The sequence below is a fragment of the Streptomyces griseicoloratus genome, assembly GCF_014534645.1.
GTDB classification, from domain to species: domain Bacteria; phylum Actinomycetota; class Actinomycetes; order Streptomycetales; family Streptomycetaceae; genus Streptomyces; species Streptomyces griseicoloratus.
The window spans coordinates 214,440-234,524 of sequence record NZ_JACVQF010000235.1 but is presented as its reverse complement, the minus strand read 5'-3'; the positions used below and the strand labels follow the sequence as shown (position 1 = coordinate 234,524).

Genomic DNA, 20,085 nt, shown 5'->3' with positions numbered 1-20,085 from the left:
GAGCTCTCCGCCGGGTCTGAGTGGTTCCGGTGACCTGCGCCACAACAGGCCACCGGACGGGAGCCCTTCCCGCCGTGTCACTCCTCCTCGCGCAGGCGGGCCGCCAGGGAGGTCAACGGCTCGGTCTCCTCGGTGTGGCCCAGGGCGGTCAGGCGGGAGACCGCCGCGTCGAGACGGGTGAGGGCGGGGGCGGTGCGTTCCAGGTAGATGCCCTCCACGGCACCCGCGAGGCGGACGCATTCGGCCCACTCGCCGGCGCGGTCGTTCTCCGGTCCCGGCTCGCCGAGCAGGGCGAGGGCCTCCTCCAGAGCGGCCAGGGCGTCTTCGTACTCGCCGGCGTAGGCATTGACCCGCCCGTGCTCGTAGGCCAGGGCGGTGTCCAGGGAGCGGCCATGGGCCTCGTACCCGGCGGCGCGGGCCTCGTCGGCGATCCGGGCGGCGTCGGCGAGGAAGGCGCGGGCGTCGTCCAGGCCGCCGGGGCCCTGCTGCTGCGCCTGGAGGCGGGCGAGTTCGCGCAGGCAGTTGCTGAGCTGCTCGTAGCGCGGGGCCCGGGCGTGGGCGGTGAGTGCCTGGTCGGCGGCCTCGCGGGCCCGGCCGAACTCGCCGGACTCGGCGAGGAGTACGGCCGTCTCCGCGGCGATCACGGCGTGGCTCCCCGGGTCGTCGTCCCAGCCGGCCGACTCGGCGGCGAGGGTGACGAACTCGGCCGTGGCGGCCTTGAGGTCCTCCCCCGCGTGCAGTGCGCGGGCGCGGGTGAGGCGCAGCTGGGCGACGAGCCGGTCGTCCAGCTCGCCGCCGGTGACGTCCGGTTCGGCCAGCAGGGAGTCGAGCAGCGCGATGCAGTCCTCGACCCGGCCCATTTCGAGGCTGAGCCGGGCCACGTTGCTGTAGGTGCAGAACGCGTCCGTCCGGCTGCCGCGGCGAAGGTCCAGCTCCGCCGAGCGCGTCAGATGCCGCAGCGCCTCGTCGGGGCGGCCCAGGTGCATGCATGCCTCGGCCAGGTCACCATGGACGCGGGCGGTGCCGACCGCGTCGGCCGGCCAGCCGGCGGCCAGCCGCAGGCTCTCCGTCAGGTCCGCGTGCGCGGCCTGTGCGTCCTGGAGGCCGAGCTGGATCCGGCCGCGCAGTCCGAGCGTGCGGGGCAGGTACCAGGCCGGGCCGTGGGCCCTCAGCCGGTCGAGGAGGCCGTCGATCTCGGTGACGGCGGCGGGCAGGTCGCCGGACATGGCGTACGTGGTGGCCCGCAGCAGCCGGGCCCCGGCGATCTGCCCGCCGATGTCGTGCCGGGTGGCGAACGTGTGCAGCAGGTCCACCTCCGCGAGGACCGGCGCGACGTGCTCCTCGCTCCCCGACGTCTGCAGGCGCAGGCCGAGCGCGGTCGCCCGCAGCCGCAGCAGCCGGGCCTCCTGGACCGGGGTGAGGGCGGGCGTCTCCTCGTGCAGGCGGACCATGGTCGCGTGGGCGGCGGTCAGCGCGGCGACCTTCACCTCGGCACCGTCGGCGACCTTCGCCCCGGCATCGCCGGTGGCCTTCGCCTCGGCCGCACCGGTGGTCTTCGTCCCGGCGTCGTCGGTGTCCGCCGTCTCCGCCGCGCCGGCGTCCTCCGTGGGGACCTCGGCGGCGGCGAGCAGGGCGCAGGCGCGGGCGATCGCCGCGTGCCCCGGCTCTCCGGCGTCCTCGTACAGGTCTGCCGCCTCCTCGTGGAGGGCGACGGCATCGGCGTACTCGTCCTTGTCGCCCGCCCGGCTCGCCTCGTCGGCCAGCAGGTCCGCGTGCAGCCGGACGAGCGGGCCCACGGCCGGGTCGTCGGGATGGGCGTAGTCGCGGGCGGCGACGAGCGTGCGCAGGCGCTCCCAGCAGGCGTCCGCGTCCGGGTGCCCCTGCTCATCCAGCGACCGTGCCCGGAGGATGAGTTCGGGCAGCGACTCGGGGACGGCGGCGGCCGCGCGGGCGGCGGGCGCGGTGACCGGGCCGGCCGGGGCCACGTCGTCGAGGCTGCGGGTGCGCAGGGTCAGCTCCAGCGCGTCCAGGAGCGGGGCGCGGTCGAGGCGGGCCCTGCGGCGATCGGTGTGGGCCGGGGTGCCGTTGCGGGCGTCGAAGCGGGCGGCGAGGTCGTCGGCTCGGCCCCGCACCTCGGCGCGCAGCCCGGCCACCGTCCAGGTGCGGCCCGCGAACCCGGCGGCGGGCAGTTGGCCGTGGCCGATGCCCTCGACGCGCTGGAGGAGGACCTCCACCCCGGTGAGGAAGTCCAGCAGCTCCCGCGGCGAGTCGACCTCGTCGAACAGGGTCCGGTTCTCGGCGAGCAGTTCCAGGCCGCGTGCCTCGTTGCCGGTCAGCGCGCAGAACTCCAGGTGCCGGCCGACCTCCCCGGCCATCGACGGGTTGCGGCGGCAGCCGCGGTAGCCGGCGAGGTGCAGCTCACGGGCCTCGTCGGTGCGGCCGGTGCGCAGCAGGGGCAGGAGCGCGTACGAGACGGAGCGGGCCGGCTCCTCCTGGCAGGACTCCTTCCCGGCCAGGACGGGCTCCCAGGTGCGCAGCGCCCGCTCGTCGTCGCCCGCGGCGAGGTGGTACAGGGCGCGGTCGCAGATCTCGCAGGCCTCGCAGTCGCTGAGCCGGCTGCGGGCGCGGCCCGCCCACAGCTCGTAGGCGAGGGCGGTGTCCTCGCCGAGGTGGGCGGCGAGCTGGTACGCCTGTCCGTAGTAGGGCTGGAGGTCCAGCCCGGCCTTCACGTACCGGTCGCGCATCTCCGTCAGCCACTGGCGCAGGCTGGCCAGCGGTATCTCGGGCAGCGCGCGCAGGGCGCCCGCCACCCACTTGAACCGCCAGAACAGCATGTGGCGCAGGCGCTCGTCGAAGACGTTGGGCTGCTCGTCGAAGAGCGTGAGCAGGCGGGCGAAGACGACGGGCGACTTCCGGGGCTCGGAGCCGTAGGTGTACGCCTCCTGGAGTTCGAGGAGGGCGTGGATCAGCGGGACGGGCTCCGCGAACTGCTCGGCGGCGTCGACCAGTTCCTCGGCCGTGACGGTGCGGGTACGGCCGTAGGGGCGCCGGTCGTTCTCCTGGAGCGCCTGGTACAGCTCGTCGGTGGTCTGGGGTGCGGTCGGCATCGTCAGCTGTCCTTGCGGAGGGCGTGGGCGAGAAGGTCGAGGAAGGAGCGGTTGATCAGGCTCGATTCGGCGGGCCTGAGGGGGCGCCGGGACAGCAGCGCGGCCTGGCCGTAGAGGGCTTCGGCGCTGGTGCGGGCCAGCTCGGGCTCGTCGATGGCGACGGCGGTGCGGACGAGCGGGTTGAGCTGGTTGAGGATCAGCTGGGCCCGCGGTGCCTCCTGGCGCAGGGCGCCGAGGATGTCGCCCCACAGGCCGCCTTCCTGCTCCCGGGCGAGCTGGGAGCGGGTGCGCTCGTGGCGGGCCTCGCGGCTGTCGACGAGGAGGGCGGGGGCGGAGGCGGGCTGGAAGGTGCGCAGCGCGACGTCGCAGTCGAAGACGGCGAGGGCGTCGCGGGCCTGGGCGAGGTAGGCCGCGGCGGCGAGTTCCGTCTCCCGGTCGACGGGGTCGAGGTGGGCGGTGAGGGTCGCCGGGTCGAGGTCGGCGACGCTGACCTCGGGCCTGATCTCGGGCAGCCGGTGGACCAGTTCGCGGTCGTAGGTGTAACCGCCGTTGACGACGCCGAGCCCGGCGGCCGAGGCGATCGCCGCGACCTGCCGGAACTCCTCCACGCTTCCCGTCACGAGCACGGTGCGGTGGGTGCGCGCGAACTCGTCGAGGGTGGTGTGCCCGTCGGTGGTCTCGAACGGCAGCCAGGGCAGCAGCATCCGCAGGATCTCGTCGTCGTGCACGGCGAGTGACTTGACGGCCAGGTGGTGGGTCTGGAGGAAGCGGCCGAGCAGGTCGGGGTCGCTGGCGGCGGCCCGGGCGATCCAGGCGCGCAGCCGCTCGGCGAGGGCGTCGCGGACGGCGGCGAGGGTGTCGTCCTCGTACAGGGACTCGCGGGACGCCGTCGGGCGCAGACTCTCGGCGTCGACGACGCAGCGGACGAAGAAGGCCCAGTCGGGCAGGATCTCCTCGGCCTGCTCGGACAGCAGCATGCCCTTGACGTGCACGCGGTGGCCGTGGCGGCGCCCGGCCGGCACCGCCTCGGGCAGCACGCACGCGATGCCCTTGAGGCCCACGGCCGGCAGGTCCAGCTCGATGGTGTCCAGCGGGGTGAACCCGAAGACCTCCTCGCCGTACGCGGCCAGCGCGCGGGAGCGGGCTCCCGGTGTGGGGTACGTGCGCGCCCAGGGCGCGGCCTCGGGGTTGACCGGCGCGCCCGGGCCGCCCGTGCCGTCCTCGAAGGTCACCGGGTGGCGCAGCAGGGAGCCGAAGTGCCGTGCCAGCGCGTGCACCTCGGTCGGGCGGGTCCACTCGCCCGCGTCGGCGCGCGGCGTCAGCGTGACGGTGGTGCCGGGCCGGGGGCGGGCGGAGGCGGGCAGGGTGCGGACGGTGTAGCTGCCGTCGCCGCGGCCCCGCCACTCCACGGCGGGGGCGTCGGAGGTGCGGGCGGAGCGGCTGAGGACGTGGATCTCGTCCGCGACCAGGAAGCAGGAGAGCAGTCCGATGCCGAACTGGCCGATGAAGTCGGCGCGCTGCTCGGCTATTCGCTCGGCGCGTTTGCTGCTGCGGCCGATGGTGGCGAGGAAGGTGTGCACGTCGGCCTCGGTGAGACCGACGCCGTCGTCCTCGACGCGGACGACCTCGCCGTCGGCGTACAGGCGGATGCCGAACGCGCCCGCGGGGGCGGCCGGTTCGGCACCGTACCGCGCCGTGAGCGCGTCCACCGCGTTCTGCATCAGTTCGCGCAGGTAGACGCGGGGGCTGGAGTAGAGGTGGTGGGACAGGAGGTCGACGAGGCCGCGCAGGTCGACCTGGAAGGTGCGGTCGGCGGCGGCGTTCTCGGGCAGAGTCATCGGCGGTCCGGGGTGGGTGAAGTGGTGGGACTGCGGCGGAGGTCGGGGAGGCGGAGGCTCAGAAGGCCTTGCGGAAGCGTGCGTACGCCTTCTGCGGGTCGGCCATGAACGTCCACGGCCACTCGGTGAACACGCCGTCCAGCTCGCGGAAGACGTTCGAGGCCTTGCTGCTGCCGGCCAGTGAGAGGGCCATGGCGAACATGTTGTAGTCGCCGTGCCAGCCCAGGCGGCGCTCGTACGCGTGGTGCAGGATGCTGCGCTCCGCCGCCTCCCTCAGCTCGGTCCGGATCCTGGGGTGCTGCAGGCAGTTGTTGTCGTCCGACTCCACCCATTCCTCGACGTACGCCATGGCGACGACGCAGCCGAGCCGGTGGCCGTCGGGCGCGGCGGCGAAGGCCTTGCGGGCGAACTCCAGGGCCTGCCCGGGCTCACCGCCCCAGCGGGGCTGAAGCTGCGACACCCATTCCAGGTGGATGTCCGGGTTCAGCGGATCGCGGCGCAGACCGGCGTCGAGGCGGGCCTCCTTGACGCTGTCGTCGACGGACATGCCGCGGGCGGACGTGAGCAGGTGCCGCCACGGCGTGATCCAGTCGGGCCGGAGCTCGGCGGCCTCGAGCAAGTGCTCCTCGGCTGTGCGCAGCCGCTCGTAGAAGGTCTGCCACTGCTCGCGCGACACGTCCACGGCGCGGGCGGAGGTGCGCGCCTCCCAGCCCCAGTGGACGTGCCGTGCACCCGAGATCAGCAGGGCGGTGGCCCGGTGTTCCTTGTCCTCCTCGGCGGCCCGGACGATCCACTCCTCCACGCCGTCGACCACGGCCAGCTGACCGAGCACGGCCTGCTCCCGGCCGAGGTCGAAGGGCGCGAGGGCCGCCTTCACGGCCGTCCAGTCCCCCGCGTCGGCGGCCTCCACCAGGGCGAGCACCCTCGGGTCGCCGAGCGCGCGCAGGGTGGAGACCCCGTGCTTGCCCCTGCGCGGGGCAAGCACCTGCGGATTCCCCGCCTGTCTGTCCCCACTCCTGCCGAACAACTTCCCCAGCATGCCGCCCCTCCCCGGGTACCGCGTGATCATTGCGGTGCAGCATATGCGCGCCCACCGACATCGCTTCCACAGGGTTTTCACCGGTGCTTCACGGCGCGGTCTCGGTCCGGCCCGGCAGGCCCCTCACGGCTCCCGCAGGCCCCTTTCGGCCCCCGTCGGCGTCTCTGCGGTTCGGGCCCGTGATCGAGGCGTCGTTCGTGCGCATGGCGAGCGGCACGGAGGTGCCGCTCGCCATGCAGGGCTGGTTCAGCGGACGGCGAGTGCGACGATCTGCGTGGCCTCGTCCTCGGCGAAGTTGTCGTCACTGACGAGGATCAGTGTCCGCTCGCCGGTGGGCAGCACAGGGCCCCAGGTCATGCCCTCGGTGTTGTTCACCGCGGACAGGCCCAGGTCATGGAAGTCCGCCACCAGCTTCTTGGGCATCGGCACTACGGGCTGTCCGGCCAGGGAGTCCATGGTCCGCACGTCGGTTGCACCGCGGGTGGTGGTGTCGTAGACGCGGATCTTGTACCCGGCGCCGGCCACCCAGGTGCGCTCCAGCACCAGGTAACGGCCGGGGTCGTCGGGGAAGGCGAGGATCGCGGGCACACCGGTGTCCGGAGGCCACGGGCTGGACGGATCGGGCGTGGTGAAGATCCTCTCCAGGGGGTACGCGAACTGCCGGAGCACGTCGCCGTCGCGGCTCTGCTGGGTCACACGGATCAGTGCGCCCCGTTCCAGGCCGGGTTCGGGACCGTCCTGGAGCAGCGGGCCCTCCACCGCGCTGGTGACCAGGCCGCCCCCGGCGCCGAAGGTGAACGCCTCCACGGCCTTGTTCCGCCGCGGGCCCCGGTCGTCCAGGGTCACCTCGTAGTTCGACGGCAGAGGCAGCCTGCCCCGGTAGGCCCCGGTGCGGGTGGCGAACTGGACCGACGGCTGGATGACCGGTTGGTTCGACGCCTGCGGCCGGTCGCCTTCCTGGGCCCACCAGTACCGGCAGGTCGACGGGTCCACGCGCAGTTCCTCCGGGTCGACGGCCCGTCCGTCACCGGCGCTCGGCGGCGGATACACCGAGCCGTCCGGCTGGCGGAACGGGTGGGTGCCGGTGAAGTCGACGGAGTGCACACCGGCGCCGTCCACACGGATCCTGGCGGTGTAGAAGCGGGCGGGCTGCAGATTCGAGCGGTCGTCACTGACGGCCACGTACTCGCCGGTGCAGGGGTCGCGATCGATGCCGGACAGGCCGCCGACGGTGGTGTTCCGGAAGGTGAGCTTGTGGGGGACGATCTTTTCTCCGAGCAGCCGTGCCCGTGCCCCGATGTCGGACTTCGGTTCCGCGTCGGCGGGTTGGGCGGCGGCGATGGGCTGGGCGGCCCCCGCCGGAGTCAGCGTCGCCGCCAGCACCAGGGCCGCGGCGCATGCTCGGCGGATCAGGGAAGCTCTCATGCTTGTGATCTTGGCCCAGTCCGCGTACCGAGCGCAGTCACCCATCCGTGTGATGGAATCGCCCCCGGCCCCCCTACTCGAAGAACTTGAGGCTCCAGCCCGTGTCGCTGTTCGGTCCGGGGACGTTGGCGCGGCTGTAGGTGGTGTTGCCCCACCAGCAGAACGTGCCGGTGTACCAGTACCGGTTCTCCCACGAGTACGGCGTTCCCTTCGGCACCGCGTGGAACATCGAGGGGAACCTCGGTCCGGCGGGCGGGCTCGTGCCGATGTCACCGTGGAGCAGCACGAAGGTGTGGTGACCGGGACCGTTGACGTACAGCGTCGGGTCCCAGCCGGGCATCATCGTCGCGCGGTTGGAGCCGAACAGGCAGCCGTTCGACTTGTACCAGTCCCAGACGTACGTCGGATCGCCGCCGGCCCGCAGCCTCAGGTCGGCCAGGCAGTACTGCTCGCTCCAGCTGCCGTTGGCGGAGTACACGATGTGCAACTGCCCGTTGGGGTCCTTGATGGGCTCCGGCCCCTCGTTGATGAACGGGTTGCCGACGACCCGTTCCCAGCTCTCCCGCGGCTGCGAGATGACGTACCGCGCGCCGGTCGGTGTGGTCGGGCTGCTCATCCGGGCGATGTAGAGGTTCTGCTCGACGTTCGTGTCGCCGGCCCAGCCCGACCAGACGAACCAGCGCTGCCCGTTGAAGGTGAACAGGGTGCCGTCGATGGCCCACTTGTCGTCCGGCAGGGCCAGCCGGGTCTCGGCGGTGTATCCGCTGTCCGGGCTGGCCGAGCTGATCACGTACATCCGGTGGGCCGGTCCGCGTCCGGCGGAGAAGTAGATGTAGTAGCGGCCGCCGTCCATCACGATCTCCGGGGCCCAGACCTCACCGCGGTCGCGGGTGTCCGACCAGACCTGGCGGGCGGGCGCCGAGTCCAGGGCGTCGGTCGACGCGGCCTGCCGCACGACGATGCCGCCCCCGGCCGATTGCACCGAGACGTACGTGCCGCCGACGCGGAGGACGCTCGGGTCGGCGGCGCGCAGACCGGTCTGGTCCGCCCGGGCGGGCTCGGCGGACAGCAGGGACAGCACTGCGGCGAGGACGCCGGACAACGCCATGGCGACGGCGCCGGACAGAGAGCGAGAGAGCTTCATCGGTTCCGTTCCCGTTCCATGGTTGGCCTCGGCGAGATTTACATCGATAGAAGGGCGCTCCCCACACAGAATCGCGACTCGTTCCGGACATGTCAACGCCAGCGGTCGGGCGTGAGCCCCGAAGCTTCCACCCGCGACATATGACGGCGCATCAGCTGATGGCGTCTGAGGTATGGACAGTCGACGAGTGGCGTGCTGTCATTCCGCTGCCGGAATTTCCAACGTTGAAACAGCATCTCCGTCCCCGCCCCGGCCGTGCCCCTGCCGGTGTCCCGCTGTACGTGCGAGCGCTCTGCTCACGCAGCGCGAGCCCCTGTGCGAGGAAAGGTTCGATGACAAGACGACACACCCGCCCACGGACCAGAGTGTGGGCGCTGCTGACAGCCGCGGCCCTGGTGCTGCCCGCGAGTGGCCTGACGACCACCGCGTCGGCCGTGGAGCCTGTCGGCAGCGCCTCCGCGCTCTCCGCGGAGAACACAGCCGTCCAGGTGCACGGGCTGAAGGGCGAGTACTTCAGCATGTCGGCCCCCGGTGCCCGGGACTTCGCCGAACTCGGTGGCACCCTCCTCGATCCGCAGATCAACTTCTCCGGCCTGACCAGCACCTTCCAGGAGCTGACCGGCAGGACGGAACACACGACCGCCCGGTGGACGGGCCAGATCGAGGCACCGGCCACCGGTGACTACACCTTCTACGCCACCGGCGACAACGGATTCCGGCTCTTCCTCGACGGCGAGCCGGTCATCGACCACTGGCAGCCGGACTGGGACAACGAGCAGACGAGCGTGCCGATCAGGTTGACCGCCGGGGAGAAGCACGACTTCCGCCTGGAGATGTTCCAGGACTTCGGCGGAGCCAACATGTTCCTGCGCTGGTCGACTCCGACGACACCCAAGCAGCTCGTCCCCATGTCGGCGTTCACCCCGCCGGCCGGTTTCGAGGTCTACCCGGTGGAGCTGTCCGTCGCCGAGGACGGGCGGCGGCTGCGGGCCCGGTTCGAGGGCGGTGTCGGCGGGACCGGCACGGTGGTGGACCACCTGAAGGTCGAGGCCGACACGACCGCCATGCCGGTCAGGTCGGCGGTGGTCGCCCCCGGTGACCGCAACTCCCTGCTCGTCACCCTCGAAGAGCCGATCCAGAAGAACCAGCAGGTCAGGGTCTCCTACGACGGAGAGAGCGGCCTGACGGCCGGCGGCGAGAGCGTGCCGAGGATCGTCCGCTGGGCGCAGAACGCCTCCACCCACCGGCTCACCACCGAGTGGGGCGACCGGCTCGACGAGAGGAACCCGCTGCCGGAGTACCCCCGCCCGCAGCAGGTGCGGTCCAAGTGGAAGAACCTCAACGGGCCCTGGCAGTTCAGCGCCGCCGAGGCCGGCGAGCAGCCGGTCTTCGGCAAGGACCTGGACGAGAAGATCGTCGTGCCCTTCCCGGTCGAGTCGCAGCTCTCGGGTCTGGAGCGGCACGAGGACCACATGTTCTACCGCAGGCTCGTCGACGTGCCGAAGAACTGGAAGGTCGGCAAGGGCGGCAAGGGCAACCGGCTGAAGCTCAACTTCGGCGCCGTGGACTACCAGGCCCGCGTCTGGGTCAACGGCACGAAGGTCGCCGAGCACACCGGCGGTTACAACGCCTTCAGCGCGGACATCACCGACGCGCTGAAGGGCACCGGGCCGCAGGAGATCGTGGTCGCGGTCACGGACACCGGCGGCGCGAACCAGCCGATGGGCAAGCAGTCCACCAACCCCGGTGGCATCTTCTACACCCAGTCGTCGGGCATCTGGCAGACGGTGTGGATGGAGCCCGTCGCCGACACCTCCATCGACGACATCGTCACGACGCCCGACATCGACACCAGCAGCCTGGCCGTGACCGTCCGGTCCGACGACGCCTCCGCCGGGGCCCGCGTCGAGGCCGTCGCCCGCGACGCACGCGGCAAGGTCGTCGGCCGGGTCGGCGGACCGGCGAACAAGCAGCTGCGCCTGCCCGTGGCGAATCAGCACCTGTGGAGCCCGGACGACCCCTACCTGTACGACCTCGACGTCAGGCTGACCGACGGCAGGTCGACCGACGAGGTCGGCAGCTACTTCGGCATGCGGGAGATCGGCGTCGAGAAGGTCGGCGGCTTCCCGAAGCTCGTGCTCAACGGAAAGCCCGTCTTCTCCCTGGCCACCCTCGACCAGGGCTTCTGGCCCGACGGTCTCTACACGGCGCCGAGTGACGAGGCCCTCGCCTTCGACCTCGAGGCGCACAAGAAGCTGGGCTTCAACGCCGTCCGCAAGCACATCAAGGTGGAGTCGCCGCGCTGGTTCTACCACGCGGACAGGCTCGGTCTGCTGGTCTGGCAGGACTTCGTCTCCGGGAACATCACCGACGAGTCGGGGCAGAAGGCATTCGTCGACCAGGGCATGGAGATGGTGCGGCAGCACCACAACTCGCCCTCCGTGATCGGCTGGATCGTCTTCAACGAGGGCTGGGGCGAGTGGAACCGCGAGGAGAGCGGCCGTATCGCCGAGTCCGTCAAGGCGGCCGACCCGTCCCGTGTCGTCAACGCCCACAGTGGTGTCAACTGCTGCAACTCCAAGGGCGACTCGGGCAAGGGCGACATCATCGACCACCACGACTACAACAACACCGACCCCGCCTTCCCGGACGGGAAGCGGGCCGCCATGGACGGCGAGCACGGCGGCTTCACTCTCCGCACCCCGGGCCACATGTGGCCGGGCACGCCGACGGTGATCTACAGCGGGGTCTCCGACAAGGAGGCGCTGACCCGCAAGTACGTCGAGAACACGGAGAAGTACTACCTGGACCAGGCCGGCGCCGAGCTGTCCGGCTCGGTGTACACGCAGATCACCGACCTGGAGAACGAGCTCAACGGCCTCTACACCTACGACCGGCGGGAGATCAAGGTCGACCCGGTCAGGGTGCGTGAGATCAACCGCAGGGTCATCGCGGCCGGCGCCGCCGCCGGCGAGCGCGGGGAGCTGAAGGGCGGCGGCCACTGGGCCCTCGACGAGGGCACGGGGACGACCGCCGGGGACTCCGGCCCGAACGACCGGCCTCTGACGCTCACCGGCGGCACCACCTGGACGCCCGGCGTCAGCGGCAGCGCGCTGCGGTTCGACGGTCAGGGGCAGTATGCCGAGACGGACGGCCCGGTGCTCGACACCACCGGGAGCTACTCCGTCTCCGCCTGGGTGACCCTCGACGCACTGCCCGGCAACTACGCCACCGCGGTCAGCCAGGACACCCGGCGCCAGGCCAGTCCCTTCTACCTGCAGTACGGCCACGGTGCCTTCGCCTTCAGCACGCCCGGTGAGAACCGCGCCCGGCTGGAGATCACACCCGAAAGGGGCCGCTGGTACCACCTCGTCGGTGTGCGGGCCGGCGCGAGCAACGAGATCAGGCTGTACGTCGACGGTGAGCCGGCGGCGACCGCCGCCGGTGGTGCCGCCTACCCGAGCACCGGCGCCCTCAGCGTCGGCCGCGCCCAGTGGGGCGGCTCGAACACCGACTTCTGGAACGGAGCCGTCGACGAGGTCCACGCCTACGACAGGGCTCTCACCGCCGAGGAGGTGAAGGCACTCCACGATCAGCAGAAGCCGTAGCTCCGGACGGCGTTCTGCGGTCCCGGTGGGCAGGCGGGCGACGGCACCCGTCCTCCCACCGGGACCGGACCGTGCATGCGTCCGGACGACCGGCCGGGGAGCGCGGGCGACTCCGGCCGGGGTCAGCCTCCCGTGCCGTCGTCCGCCGTGCGGCGTCCCAGCGTGCTCTCCCGCTCGACCAGCCGGTAGTCCGCCCGGACGCGCCGGGGTTCGGGGGCCTGCCCGCTGAGCCGTGCGAGCACCGACTCCACGGCGAGCCGGCCGATGGCCTCCTTGTCCGGTGACACGGACGTGAGGGTGACCGCGCCGAAGCGCCCCTCCACCACGTCGTCGAAGCCGACCACCGCGATGTCCTCGGGGACCCGCAGCCCCCGCTCGTGGAGGACCCGCATCGCGCCGATGGCCATGGGGTCGTTGTAGGCGAAGACCGCGTCGGGGCGCCGCCCGGTGTCCAGCATGCGGATCATGGCCGCCGCGCCGTCGGCGTGCCCCCAGCCGTCGGTGGCGGCGACGAGCCCGTCGTCGGCGGGGAGTCCCGCGGAGGTCAGTTCCTCGCGCCAGCCGCGCACGCGCAGCTGGGCGGGTTCGCTGCCACCGCGCCGGGCGCCGATGAACGCCACCTCCCGGCGACCCAGACCGACCAGGTGCCGGACGGCCGCGCGCGCCGCGGCGACGTTGTCGATGGCGATGTGGTCGTACGGCAGGTCGTAGTGCCGTTCGCCGAGCAGCACCAGCGGGACGTTCTCGGCGCGGTCGCGCAGGTCGTCGCTCTCCAGCTCGATGGGGCTGAGGATGAGCCCGTCGATGACCCGCGCGCGGAAGCCCTGGCTGACCAGGATCTCCTGTTCCCGACGGCCGCCGGTGTGGTCCAGCAGCACGATGTAGTCGTGCGCGGCGGCGGCGTCGATGACGGCCGCGGCGAGTTCGGCGAAGTACGGGTTGCCGAGTTCGGGCAGGGCGAGGGCGATGATGCCGGTGCGTCCCTTGCGCAGGTGCCGGGCGGTCAGGTTGGGCCGGTAGCCGAGGGCGTCGATGGAGCGCTGGACGCGTTCGCGCATCGCGGGTGTGACGTGCTGGTAGTCGTTCACCACGTTGGAGACGGTCTTGATGGAGACCCCCGCGTGCGCGGCGACGTCCTTGAGGCTGACCCGCACGGCCTTCCCTTCCGGCGCGGCCCGGCCACCAGCCGTGCGCCGGGCCCCTGTGTTCGAGGTTTGCGTTGTCGTACGTCCGGTTCCGCCGCACTGCCGAGGCGGGAGCGACGGCACCGGCAGGAGAAGTGTCGTGCAGGGGCAGGTCGCCGGTCTACGGGTGCGGCACACCGCGGGGTGACGGCGGGCGGCGGCCCCTCAGCCCCCGGTCACCCCCCGGAGCTCTCCCGCACGATCAGGCGGTGCCCGGCCGTCTCGTCCACCGCGGACCCGCCCGACGTCCCCGCGTCGATGCGGTCCAGGAGCAGACGCACCGCCGTGCGTGCGATGCCCGGCTTGTCCGGCGCGACCGTGGTGATGGTGGGGATGCTGAAGCGGGTCGCCTCGATGTCGTCGAACCCGACCACGTCCAGGTCCTGCGGCACCGACCGGCCGGCCTCGTGGAGCGCTCGTACGGCACCGAGGGCCAGATGGTCGTTGAGGCAGAGCAGCGCGTCGGGTTGTTCCGGCAGCCGCATCAGGGCGCGGGCGGCTTCCGCACCGTCCGCCCAGCGGAAGGCGGGCACCGGCAGGACCAGGTCGTCCGAGAGGGGGATGCCCGCCGCGTCCAGGGCCTGCTGGTAGCCGACGGTGCGCAGCCTGCTGGTGTTCTGCGGCCCGCGCAGTTCGCCCCCGACCACCGCGATGCGGCGGCGTCCGCGGGACAGCAGGTGTTCGGTGGCCTCGCGGGCCGCCGTCACGTTGTCGATGGCCACGTGGTCGGCGCTGCCGGGCGGATTGCACTCGCCGAGCAGTACCAGCGGCAGCCGGGTGTCGCGGTGGGTGAGGTCGCGGGGTTGCAGGGCGAGCGGCGAGAGGATGACCCCGTCGGTGAACTGGGCGTCGAACCCGCGGACGGCGGCGAGTTCCTTCTCCCGCCGGCCGCCGGTCTCCAGCAGGAGGGTGGTGCTGCCACGCCGTTCGCTCTCCGCCATGACGTGGCGCGCCAGTTCCGCGAAGTAGGCGATGTCCAGGTCGGGTACGGCCAGCGCGATCATGCCCGTACGGCCCCGGCGCAGCTGGCGGCCGGCGATGTTGATCCGGTAGCCGAGGGCGTCGATCGCCTCCCGCACCGCGGCCCGGGTCTGCTCGGACACGTGCTCGTAGTCGTTGAGGACGTTCGACACCGTCTTCGGGGAGACGCCGGCGTACTCCGCGACGTCCTTGATCCTGGGCCTGCCCATGCTCTGCTTCACTTCCTTCCGGCTCGTTGATCGTATCGAGCACGGTTGCGGGCCCCGTCGTCCCGGGCGTGAATCGCTCTGCCGAAAACTTTCCGCCGACAGGATTTACATCGATGTAATCGTGTGGTCGCATAAGCGCGTACCGAGCGCACCAGCACAAACAAGGAGCAGCATGAGCATGCCCCTGCCCGTGGACGTCCCCCGTCCGGAGTACCCCCGACCGCAGTTCGTCCGTGCGGCCTGGCTGAATCTCAATGGCCGCTGGCAGTTCGAGGTCGACCGCGGGGACAGCGGACGGGAGCGCGGGCTGCGCGACCGGGAGCTGTCGGGCGAGATCACGGTGCCGTTCTGTCCCGAGTCGGAGCTGTCGGGGATCGGCGACACGGACTTCATGGAGGCCGTCTGGTACCGGCGGACCGTCACCGTCCCGGCCGAGTGGTCCGGCTCGGACGTGCTGCTGCACTTCGGGGCGGTGGACCACGACGCCACGGTGTGGGTCAACGGCACCGAGGTGGCCCGCCACCGCGGCGGCTTCACCCCGTTCACCGCGGAACTGCGCGGGGTGGCCGCACCCGGCGAGGAGGCGGTGATCGTGGTCCGCGCACGCGACACCCGGCACGGTCCGCAGGCCCGCGGCAAGCAGGCGACGTGGTACGCCAACTCGCACTGCAACTACACCCGGACCACGGGCATCTGGCAGACGGTGTGGATGGAGCCGGTGCCCTCCACCGTGCGGCTCAAGCGCCCCCGCATCACGCCCGACCTCGGCTCGGGCTCGTTCCACCTCGATCTGCCGGTCACCGGCAACCTGCCGGGTCACCGGGTGCGGGCCGTGCTCAGCGACGAGCACGGCGAGGTGGCGAGCGCGACCGCCCGCGCCGACCTCGACCTGTGCCCGAGACTGGTGCTGACCGTGTCGGAGGACCGGGTGCGGACCTGGTCCCCCGCCGACCCGCACCTGTACGACCTCCGGCTCCAGTTGCTCGACGCCGACGGCGCGGTGGTCGACGAGGCCACGTCGTACGCCGGGCTGCGCTCGGTCGCCGTGCACGGCAAGCGCGTGTTGCTGAACGGAGAGCCCGTCTTCCAGCGGCTCGTCCTCGACCAGGGTTACTACCCGGACGGCCTGATGACGGCCCCGACCGACGCCGATCTCGTACGCGACATCGAGCTGGGGCTGCGGGCCGGCTTCAACGGGGCCAGGCTGCACCAGAAGGTCTTCGAGGAGCGGTACCTGTACCACGCCGACCGGCTCGGGTACCTGGTGTGGGGCGAGTTCGGCGACTGGGGCTGCGAGGTCGGGGTGCGCGATGACAACCAGCGTCCCGACGCGAGTTACGTCGCGCAGTGGCTGGAGGCCCTGGAGCGGGACCACTCCCACCCGTCGATCATCGGCTGGTGCCCGCTCAACGAGACGTACCAGAACCTGCACGACCGGATCACCCAGCTCGACGACGTCACGCGGGCGATGTTCCTGGCCACGAAGCAGGCCGACCCCAGCCGTCCGGTCATCGACGCGTCCGGATACGCACACCGTGTGCCGGAGACGGACGTCTACGACTCGCACTGCTACGAGCAGGACCCCGAGGCGTTCGCCAAGACCATGGCGGGGCTCGCCGAGGACCGTCCCTACGTCAACACCGGCCCCGAGGGCCGCAGCTGGTCGGTCCCGTACCGCGGGCAGCCCTACTTCTGCAGCGAGTTCGGCGGCATCTGGTGGGACGCGGCGACCGCAGGGACCGCGGCGGGCAACGAGGCCGAGACGTCCTGGGGGTACGGCGAACGCCCGCGCAGCGCCGAGGAGTTCCTGGCCCGCTTCACCGGCCTGGTGGACGTCCTGCTCGACGACCCGGACATGTTCGGTTACTGCTACACGCAGCTCACCGACGTCTTCCAGGAGCGCAACGGGGTCTACGGCTTCGACCGGAGCGAGAAGTTCGACACGGCCGCACTGAGGCGTGTCCAGCAGCGCTCGGCGGCCTGCGAGTCCACCGGCTGACGGTGTACCGGCCCTCAGGACGACCGGGCCGGCCCTCCCCCACAGCACGCCCGCAGCACCCGCCAGCTGTCATACATCGATGTAGAGGAAGGTAGTTCCATGGTCGACGTGCCAGGCCCACGGGCCGCCTCCGCCGGGCCGGAAGGAACACGCGCCACGCTGTCCCGGCGGAACGTGCTGCGGGCCTCGATGGCCTCTGCCGCCGTCCTGCTCGGCGGCGGGGCGCTCACCGGCTGCGGTTCCGCCGCGGCCGCCGGGGACCCGGGCACCGTACGCCTGTGGGACCCGTTCAGCGGTGCCGACGGTGCCCTGCTGGACGAGCTGGTGGAGACCGCCCGGCCCGACATGCCGGGTACCGGCATCGAGCGCACCGTGCTGGAGTGGGGGACGCCGTACTACACCAAGCTCGCCATGGCCTCGGCCGGCGGGCGTGGTCCGGACGTCGCCGTCTCCCACATGTCGCGCCTGGCGGGCTACGCGCCGCTGGGCCTGCTGGACCCGTGGGACACCGAACTGCTCGCGGAGTTCGGCGTGCGCGAGAGCGACTTCGCCGGGGCGGTCTGGAGCCGCACCCGGTACCGGGACCGGACGTACGCCGTCCCCCTGGACACCCACCCCTTCATCGTCTTCTTCCACCCGGAGACCGCCGGCAAGGCCGGACTGCTGACCGACGGCGGGGACCTGGACCAGGAGGCGTTCTCCTCGCCCGAACGGTTCCTGGAGGCCGGCAGGGAGCTGGCCAGGGCTTCCGGCAAGCAGGGTGTGGCCTTCGGGTACGTCAACGACACGGCCCAGGGCTGGCGTCTGTTCTACGGGCTGTACCGGCAGACCGGGAACGACTTCGCTCTGCCCGAGGGCGGCCCGGTGAAGGCGGACGCCGACGCGATGGCCGAGGTCATCGCGTTCATGCAGAAACTGGTCGACGGACGCACCAACCCCGACCGCCTCGACTACCCGGCCGCCATCGCCGCCTTCACCAACCGGCAGACCGGGATGATCCTCTCCGGTGAGTGGGAGCTCGGAACGTTCCGGACCGCCGACCCGAAGGTCGGCGCCGCGCCCTTCCCCACGGTGTTCGGCACCCCCGCGGTCTACGCCGACTCCCACTCCTTCGTCCTGCCCCGCCGCCCCGACCCCTCCGAGGCGCACCGCAGGCGCACCCACCAGGCGGTGGCCGCGATCCTCAAGGCCGGCCAGGTCTGGGCGAAGGCCGGCCACATCCCGGCGTACCAGCCGGTGACCCGCACCCGGGCCTACGCACGGCTGGAGCCGCAGGCGCGGTACGTGAAGGCCGCCGACCACGTGGTGCTCGACCCGGCGGTCTGGTTCGCGGGCGCCGGGTCCGGCTTCCAGAACTCCATGTCGCAGGTGCTGCAACAAGCCGTTCTCGACGGGCTGTCCCCCGACCGGGCGGCCCGAGCGATGATCGAGCGGATCGACACCGCCCTGTCCCAGCCCAGCCCGGCCTGACCCGCCGAGAAGGAGGCAGCAGATGTCCACCCCACTCGCTTCCCCCGGCAGGCGGCGGGCCGCCGACGACGCCACGGCCGGGCTCGGCCCGAGACTGCGCCGGGTCTTCCCGCCGGGTCTGCTCTTCGCCCTGCCGTTCCTCGTCCTGTTCGTGCTCTTCCTGCTCTGGCCGATGGTCCAGGGCGTCTGGATGAGCCTGACGGACGCCTCCCTCTCCGCCCACGATCCGTCCTTCGTCGGGCTGGACAACTACACGGAGGCCCTGGGCGACGCCGAGATGTGGCGCACCATCTGGAACACCGTGTGGTTCACCCTCGTCTCCACAGTGCCGTTGGTGGTGGTGGCGCTCGGCATGGCGCTGCTGGTCCATACGGGGCTGCCCGGACAGTGGGTGTGGCGGCTGGCGTTCTTCGCCCCGTACCTCCTCCCCGTCGGTGTGATCGGGCTGCTGTGGGGCTGGCTCTACCAGCCGGACCTCGGCCTCTACAACCATCTGCTGGGCGCGGTCGGGCTGGACGGCTACGCCTGGCTCAGCGACGAGTCCATCGCCATGTACGCGATCGTGATCGCCACCCTGTGGTGGACGGTCGGCTTCAACTTCCTGCTGTTCCTGGCCGCGTTGCAGGCGATCCCGGACCACCTGTACGAGGCGGCGGCGCTGGACGGGGCGGGTGCGTGGCGGCGCCTGTGGCACGTGACGCTGCCGCAACTGCGCCGTATCACCTCGGTGGTGACCGTCCTGCAGATACTCGCCTCGCTCAAGGTCTTCGACCAGGTGTACCTGCTGACCAGGGGAGGGCCCAACGGCTCCACCCGGCCGGTCGTCGAGTATCTCTACGACATGGGCTTCACCGGCTACCGCCTCGGTTACGCCTCGGCGATCAGCTACGTCTTCTTCGCCCTGATCATCCTCGCCTCCGCCGTGCAGTTCCTCGCCCTCCTCCGCAGGGAGAAGTGACATGACCGCCACCACCGACGTCCGGGTGCGTCCCTCCCGTTCCTCCGCCGTCCCGGCCGTACGCCGTGCACGCCGTACGCGTCCGGTTCCGCAGCGCGGGCCGAATCTCGTCCTGGGGGCGGGCAGGCTCTCGCGCACCCTGGCCCTGGCGGCCCTGGCGGTCATGGCGCTGATCTGGCTGCTGCCGATGGCCTGGGCCGTGCTCACCTCCTTCAAGTCGGAACAGGACGCCAGTGATCCCGCGCACTGGTTCTGGCCGCAGGGCGGCTTCACCCTGGACGGCTTCCGCACGGTGATCGAGCGCGGCGACCTGCCGCTGTGGATGCTGAACAGCTTCCTCATCTCCGCCGCCGTCACCGCGCTCACCGTGGCGGTGTCGGCGCTGGCCGGCTACGCCTTCTCCCGGACGCTCTTCCGCGGGCGACGCTGGTTGTTCACCGTCACCACGCTGTCGATCCTGGTTCCGCCGCAACTGCTGATCGTCCCGTGGTTCCAGCAGATGCTGACCCTGGACCTGGTGGACACCTACGCGGCGGTGATCCTGCCGCAGACGGTGGCGCCGGTGATGGTCTTCATCCTGAAGAAGCACTTCGACACCCTCCCCCGCGAGCTGGAGGAGGCCGCCCGTCTCGACGGCGCCGGGCACGCGCGGATCTTCTGGTCGGTCATGCTGCCGCTGTCCCGCCCGATGCTCGCCGCGGTGTCGATCTTCGTGTTCATCGGGGCCTGGAACAACTTCCTGTGGCCGTTCGTGTCGACGTCCGACCCGTCGCTGATGACGCTCCCGGTCGGCATCACCTCGGTGAAGGACGCGTACGGCGTCCAGTACGCCCAGACCATGGCGTCGGCGGTGCTGGCCGCGCTGCCGCTGGTGCTGGCCTTCGTCTTCTTCCAGCGGCACATCGTGAAGTCCGTGGCGACGACCGGGCTCGGCGGCCAGTGACCAGGGCGGGTCGTGCGCCCGGACAGCGCGTCGAGGACTCGGCTCCCGGGTGCCTTCTCCCGTCGGTTACGATCATCACCGTGCCCTGTGTCCGATATGTGCCGTGGCCGCGGCCGTGTCCCGCCGATCCCACCGAGCCGGCGCCCTTCGCGGCCGGCCGGTGCGTCGCACCCCGTGGCA

At 71.7% G+C, this 20,085-nt stretch carries 12 protein-coding genes; 5 read left to right on the top strand and 7 right to left on the bottom strand.

The genetic code is table 11. The annotated features are described in order from the left end of the window. Positions 1-77: 77 nt before the first annotated feature. The 5 genes from H0H10_RS36745 to H0H10_RS36725 all read right to left on the bottom strand — a co-directional run bounded on the left by H0H10_RS36745 (position 78) and on the right by H0H10_RS36725 (position 8,553). Positions 78-3,107: a tetratricopeptide repeat protein gene (locus tag H0H10_RS36745; protein WP_188185533.1), complete on the bottom strand. Its 3,030-nt coding sequence runs from the start codon at positions 3,105-3,107 to the stop codon at positions 78-80. Positions 3,108-3,109: 2 nt separating this feature from the next. Further along, positions 3,110-4,945 carry an HSP90 family protein gene (locus tag H0H10_RS36740; protein WP_188185532.1) on the bottom strand — a complete coding sequence of 612 codons (1,836 nt, stop codon included), beginning with the start codon at positions 4,943-4,945 and terminating at the stop codon, positions 3,110-3,112. 58 nt (positions 4,946-5,003) lie between these two features. Then, a complete protein-coding gene (locus H0H10_RS36735) occupies positions 5,004-5,984 on the bottom strand; it encodes a hypothetical protein (RefSeq protein ID WP_188185531.1) in 981 nt (326 codons plus the stop codon). A 246-nt stretch (positions 5,985-6,230) separates the two neighbouring features. Then, positions 6,231-7,409, bottom strand: a complete 1,179-nt coding sequence (locus H0H10_RS36730) for an esterase-like activity of phytase family protein (RefSeq protein ID WP_188185530.1) — start codon at positions 7,407-7,409, stop codon at positions 6,231-6,233. Between the two features lie 73 nt (positions 7,410-7,482). Then, positions 7,483-8,553, bottom strand: a complete 1,071-nt coding sequence (locus H0H10_RS36725; RefSeq protein ID WP_188185529.1) for a glycoside hydrolase family 43 protein — start codon at positions 8,551-8,553, stop codon at positions 7,483-7,485. A 332-nt stretch (positions 8,554-8,885) separates the two neighbouring features. Here H0H10_RS36725 and H0H10_RS36720 point away from each other — a divergent pair, with 332 nt between their 5' ends. Then, complete coding sequence (locus tag H0H10_RS36720) at positions 8,886-12,161, top strand: LamG-like jellyroll fold domain-containing protein (protein ID WP_188185528.1); 3,276 nt, start codon at positions 8,886-8,888, stop codon at positions 12,159-12,161. A 122-nt stretch (positions 12,162-12,283) separates the two neighbouring features. On the opposite strand, the gene H0H10_RS36715 is transcribed toward H0H10_RS36720, so the two are convergent. Further along, entirely contained in the window at positions 12,284-13,315 is a 1,032-nt protein-coding gene (locus tag H0H10_RS36715; protein ID WP_188185527.1) for a LacI family DNA-binding transcriptional regulator, read from the bottom strand. Positions 13,316-13,521: 206 nt separating this feature from the next. Continuing rightward, the gene (locus H0H10_RS36710) at positions 13,522-14,535 is read right to left on the bottom strand and encodes a LacI family DNA-binding transcriptional regulator (RefSeq protein WP_188185526.1); all 1,014 of its coding nucleotides are present in this window, start codon (positions 14,533-14,535) and stop codon (positions 13,522-13,524) included. A 172-nt stretch (positions 14,536-14,707) separates the two neighbouring features. Here H0H10_RS36710 and H0H10_RS36705 point away from each other — a divergent pair, with 172 nt between their 5' ends. From H0H10_RS36705 to H0H10_RS36690, 4 genes are all read left to right on the top strand, one after another. Further along, entirely contained in the window at positions 14,708-16,534 is a 1,827-nt protein-coding gene (locus H0H10_RS36705; RefSeq protein ID WP_188185525.1) for a glycoside hydrolase family 2 protein, read from the top strand. A 99-nt stretch (positions 16,535-16,633) separates the two neighbouring features. After that, entirely contained in the window at positions 16,634-18,004 is a 1,371-nt protein-coding gene (locus tag H0H10_RS36700; protein WP_188185524.1) for an extracellular solute-binding protein, read from the top strand. Between the two features lie 22 nt (positions 18,005-18,026). Next, positions 18,027-18,962, top strand: coding sequence for a carbohydrate ABC transporter permease (locus tag H0H10_RS36695; RefSeq protein ID WP_188185523.1), 936 nt, complete (start codon positions 18,027-18,029; stop codon positions 18,960-18,962). A 1-nt stretch (position 18,963) separates the two neighbouring features. Beyond that, positions 18,964-19,905 carry a carbohydrate ABC transporter permease gene (locus H0H10_RS36690; protein WP_188185522.1) on the top strand — a complete coding sequence of 314 codons (942 nt, stop codon included), beginning with the start codon at positions 18,964-18,966 and terminating at the stop codon, positions 19,903-19,905. The last annotated feature ends 180 nt before the right edge of the window (positions 19,906-20,085 follow it).

Coding starts and splice junctions, on each gene's coding strand:
- H0H10_RS36735 (WP_188185531.1), bottom strand. CDS start 5,984: ATGCTGGGGAAGTTGTTCGGCAGGAGTGGGGACAGACAGGCGGGGAAT.
- H0H10_RS36705 (WP_188185525.1), top strand. CDS start 14,708: ATGAGCATGCCCCTGCCCGTGGACGTCCCCCGTCCGGAGTACCCCCGA.
- H0H10_RS36710 (WP_188185526.1), bottom strand. CDS start 14,535: ATGGGCAGGCCCAGGATCAAGGACGTCGCGGAGTACGCCGGCGTCTCC.
- H0H10_RS36730 (WP_188185530.1), bottom strand. CDS start 7,409: ATGAGAGCTTCCCTGATCCGCCGAGCATGCGCCGCGGCCCTGGTGCTG.
- H0H10_RS36725 (WP_188185529.1), bottom strand. CDS start 8,553: ATGAAGCTCTCTCGCTCTCTGTCCGGCGCCGTCGCCATGGCGTTGTCC.
- H0H10_RS36695 (WP_188185523.1), top strand. CDS start 18,027: ATGTCCACCCCACTCGCTTCCCCCGGCAGGCGGCGGGCCGCCGACGAC.
- H0H10_RS36720 (WP_188185528.1), top strand. CDS start 8,886: ATGACAAGACGACACACCCGCCCACGGACCAGAGTGTGGGCGCTGCTG.
- H0H10_RS36740 (WP_188185532.1), bottom strand. CDS start 4,945: ATGACTCTGCCCGAGAACGCCGCCGCCGACCGCACCTTCCAGGTCGAC.
- H0H10_RS36690 (WP_188185522.1), top strand. CDS start 18,964: ATGACCGCCACCACCGACGTCCGGGTGCGTCCCTCCCGTTCCTCCGCC.
- H0H10_RS36700 (WP_188185524.1), top strand. CDS start 16,634: ATGGTCGACGTGCCAGGCCCACGGGCCGCCTCCGCCGGGCCGGAAGGA.
- H0H10_RS36745 (WP_188185533.1), bottom strand. CDS start 3,107: ATGCCGACCGCACCCCAGACCACCGACGAGCTGTACCAGGCGCTCCAG.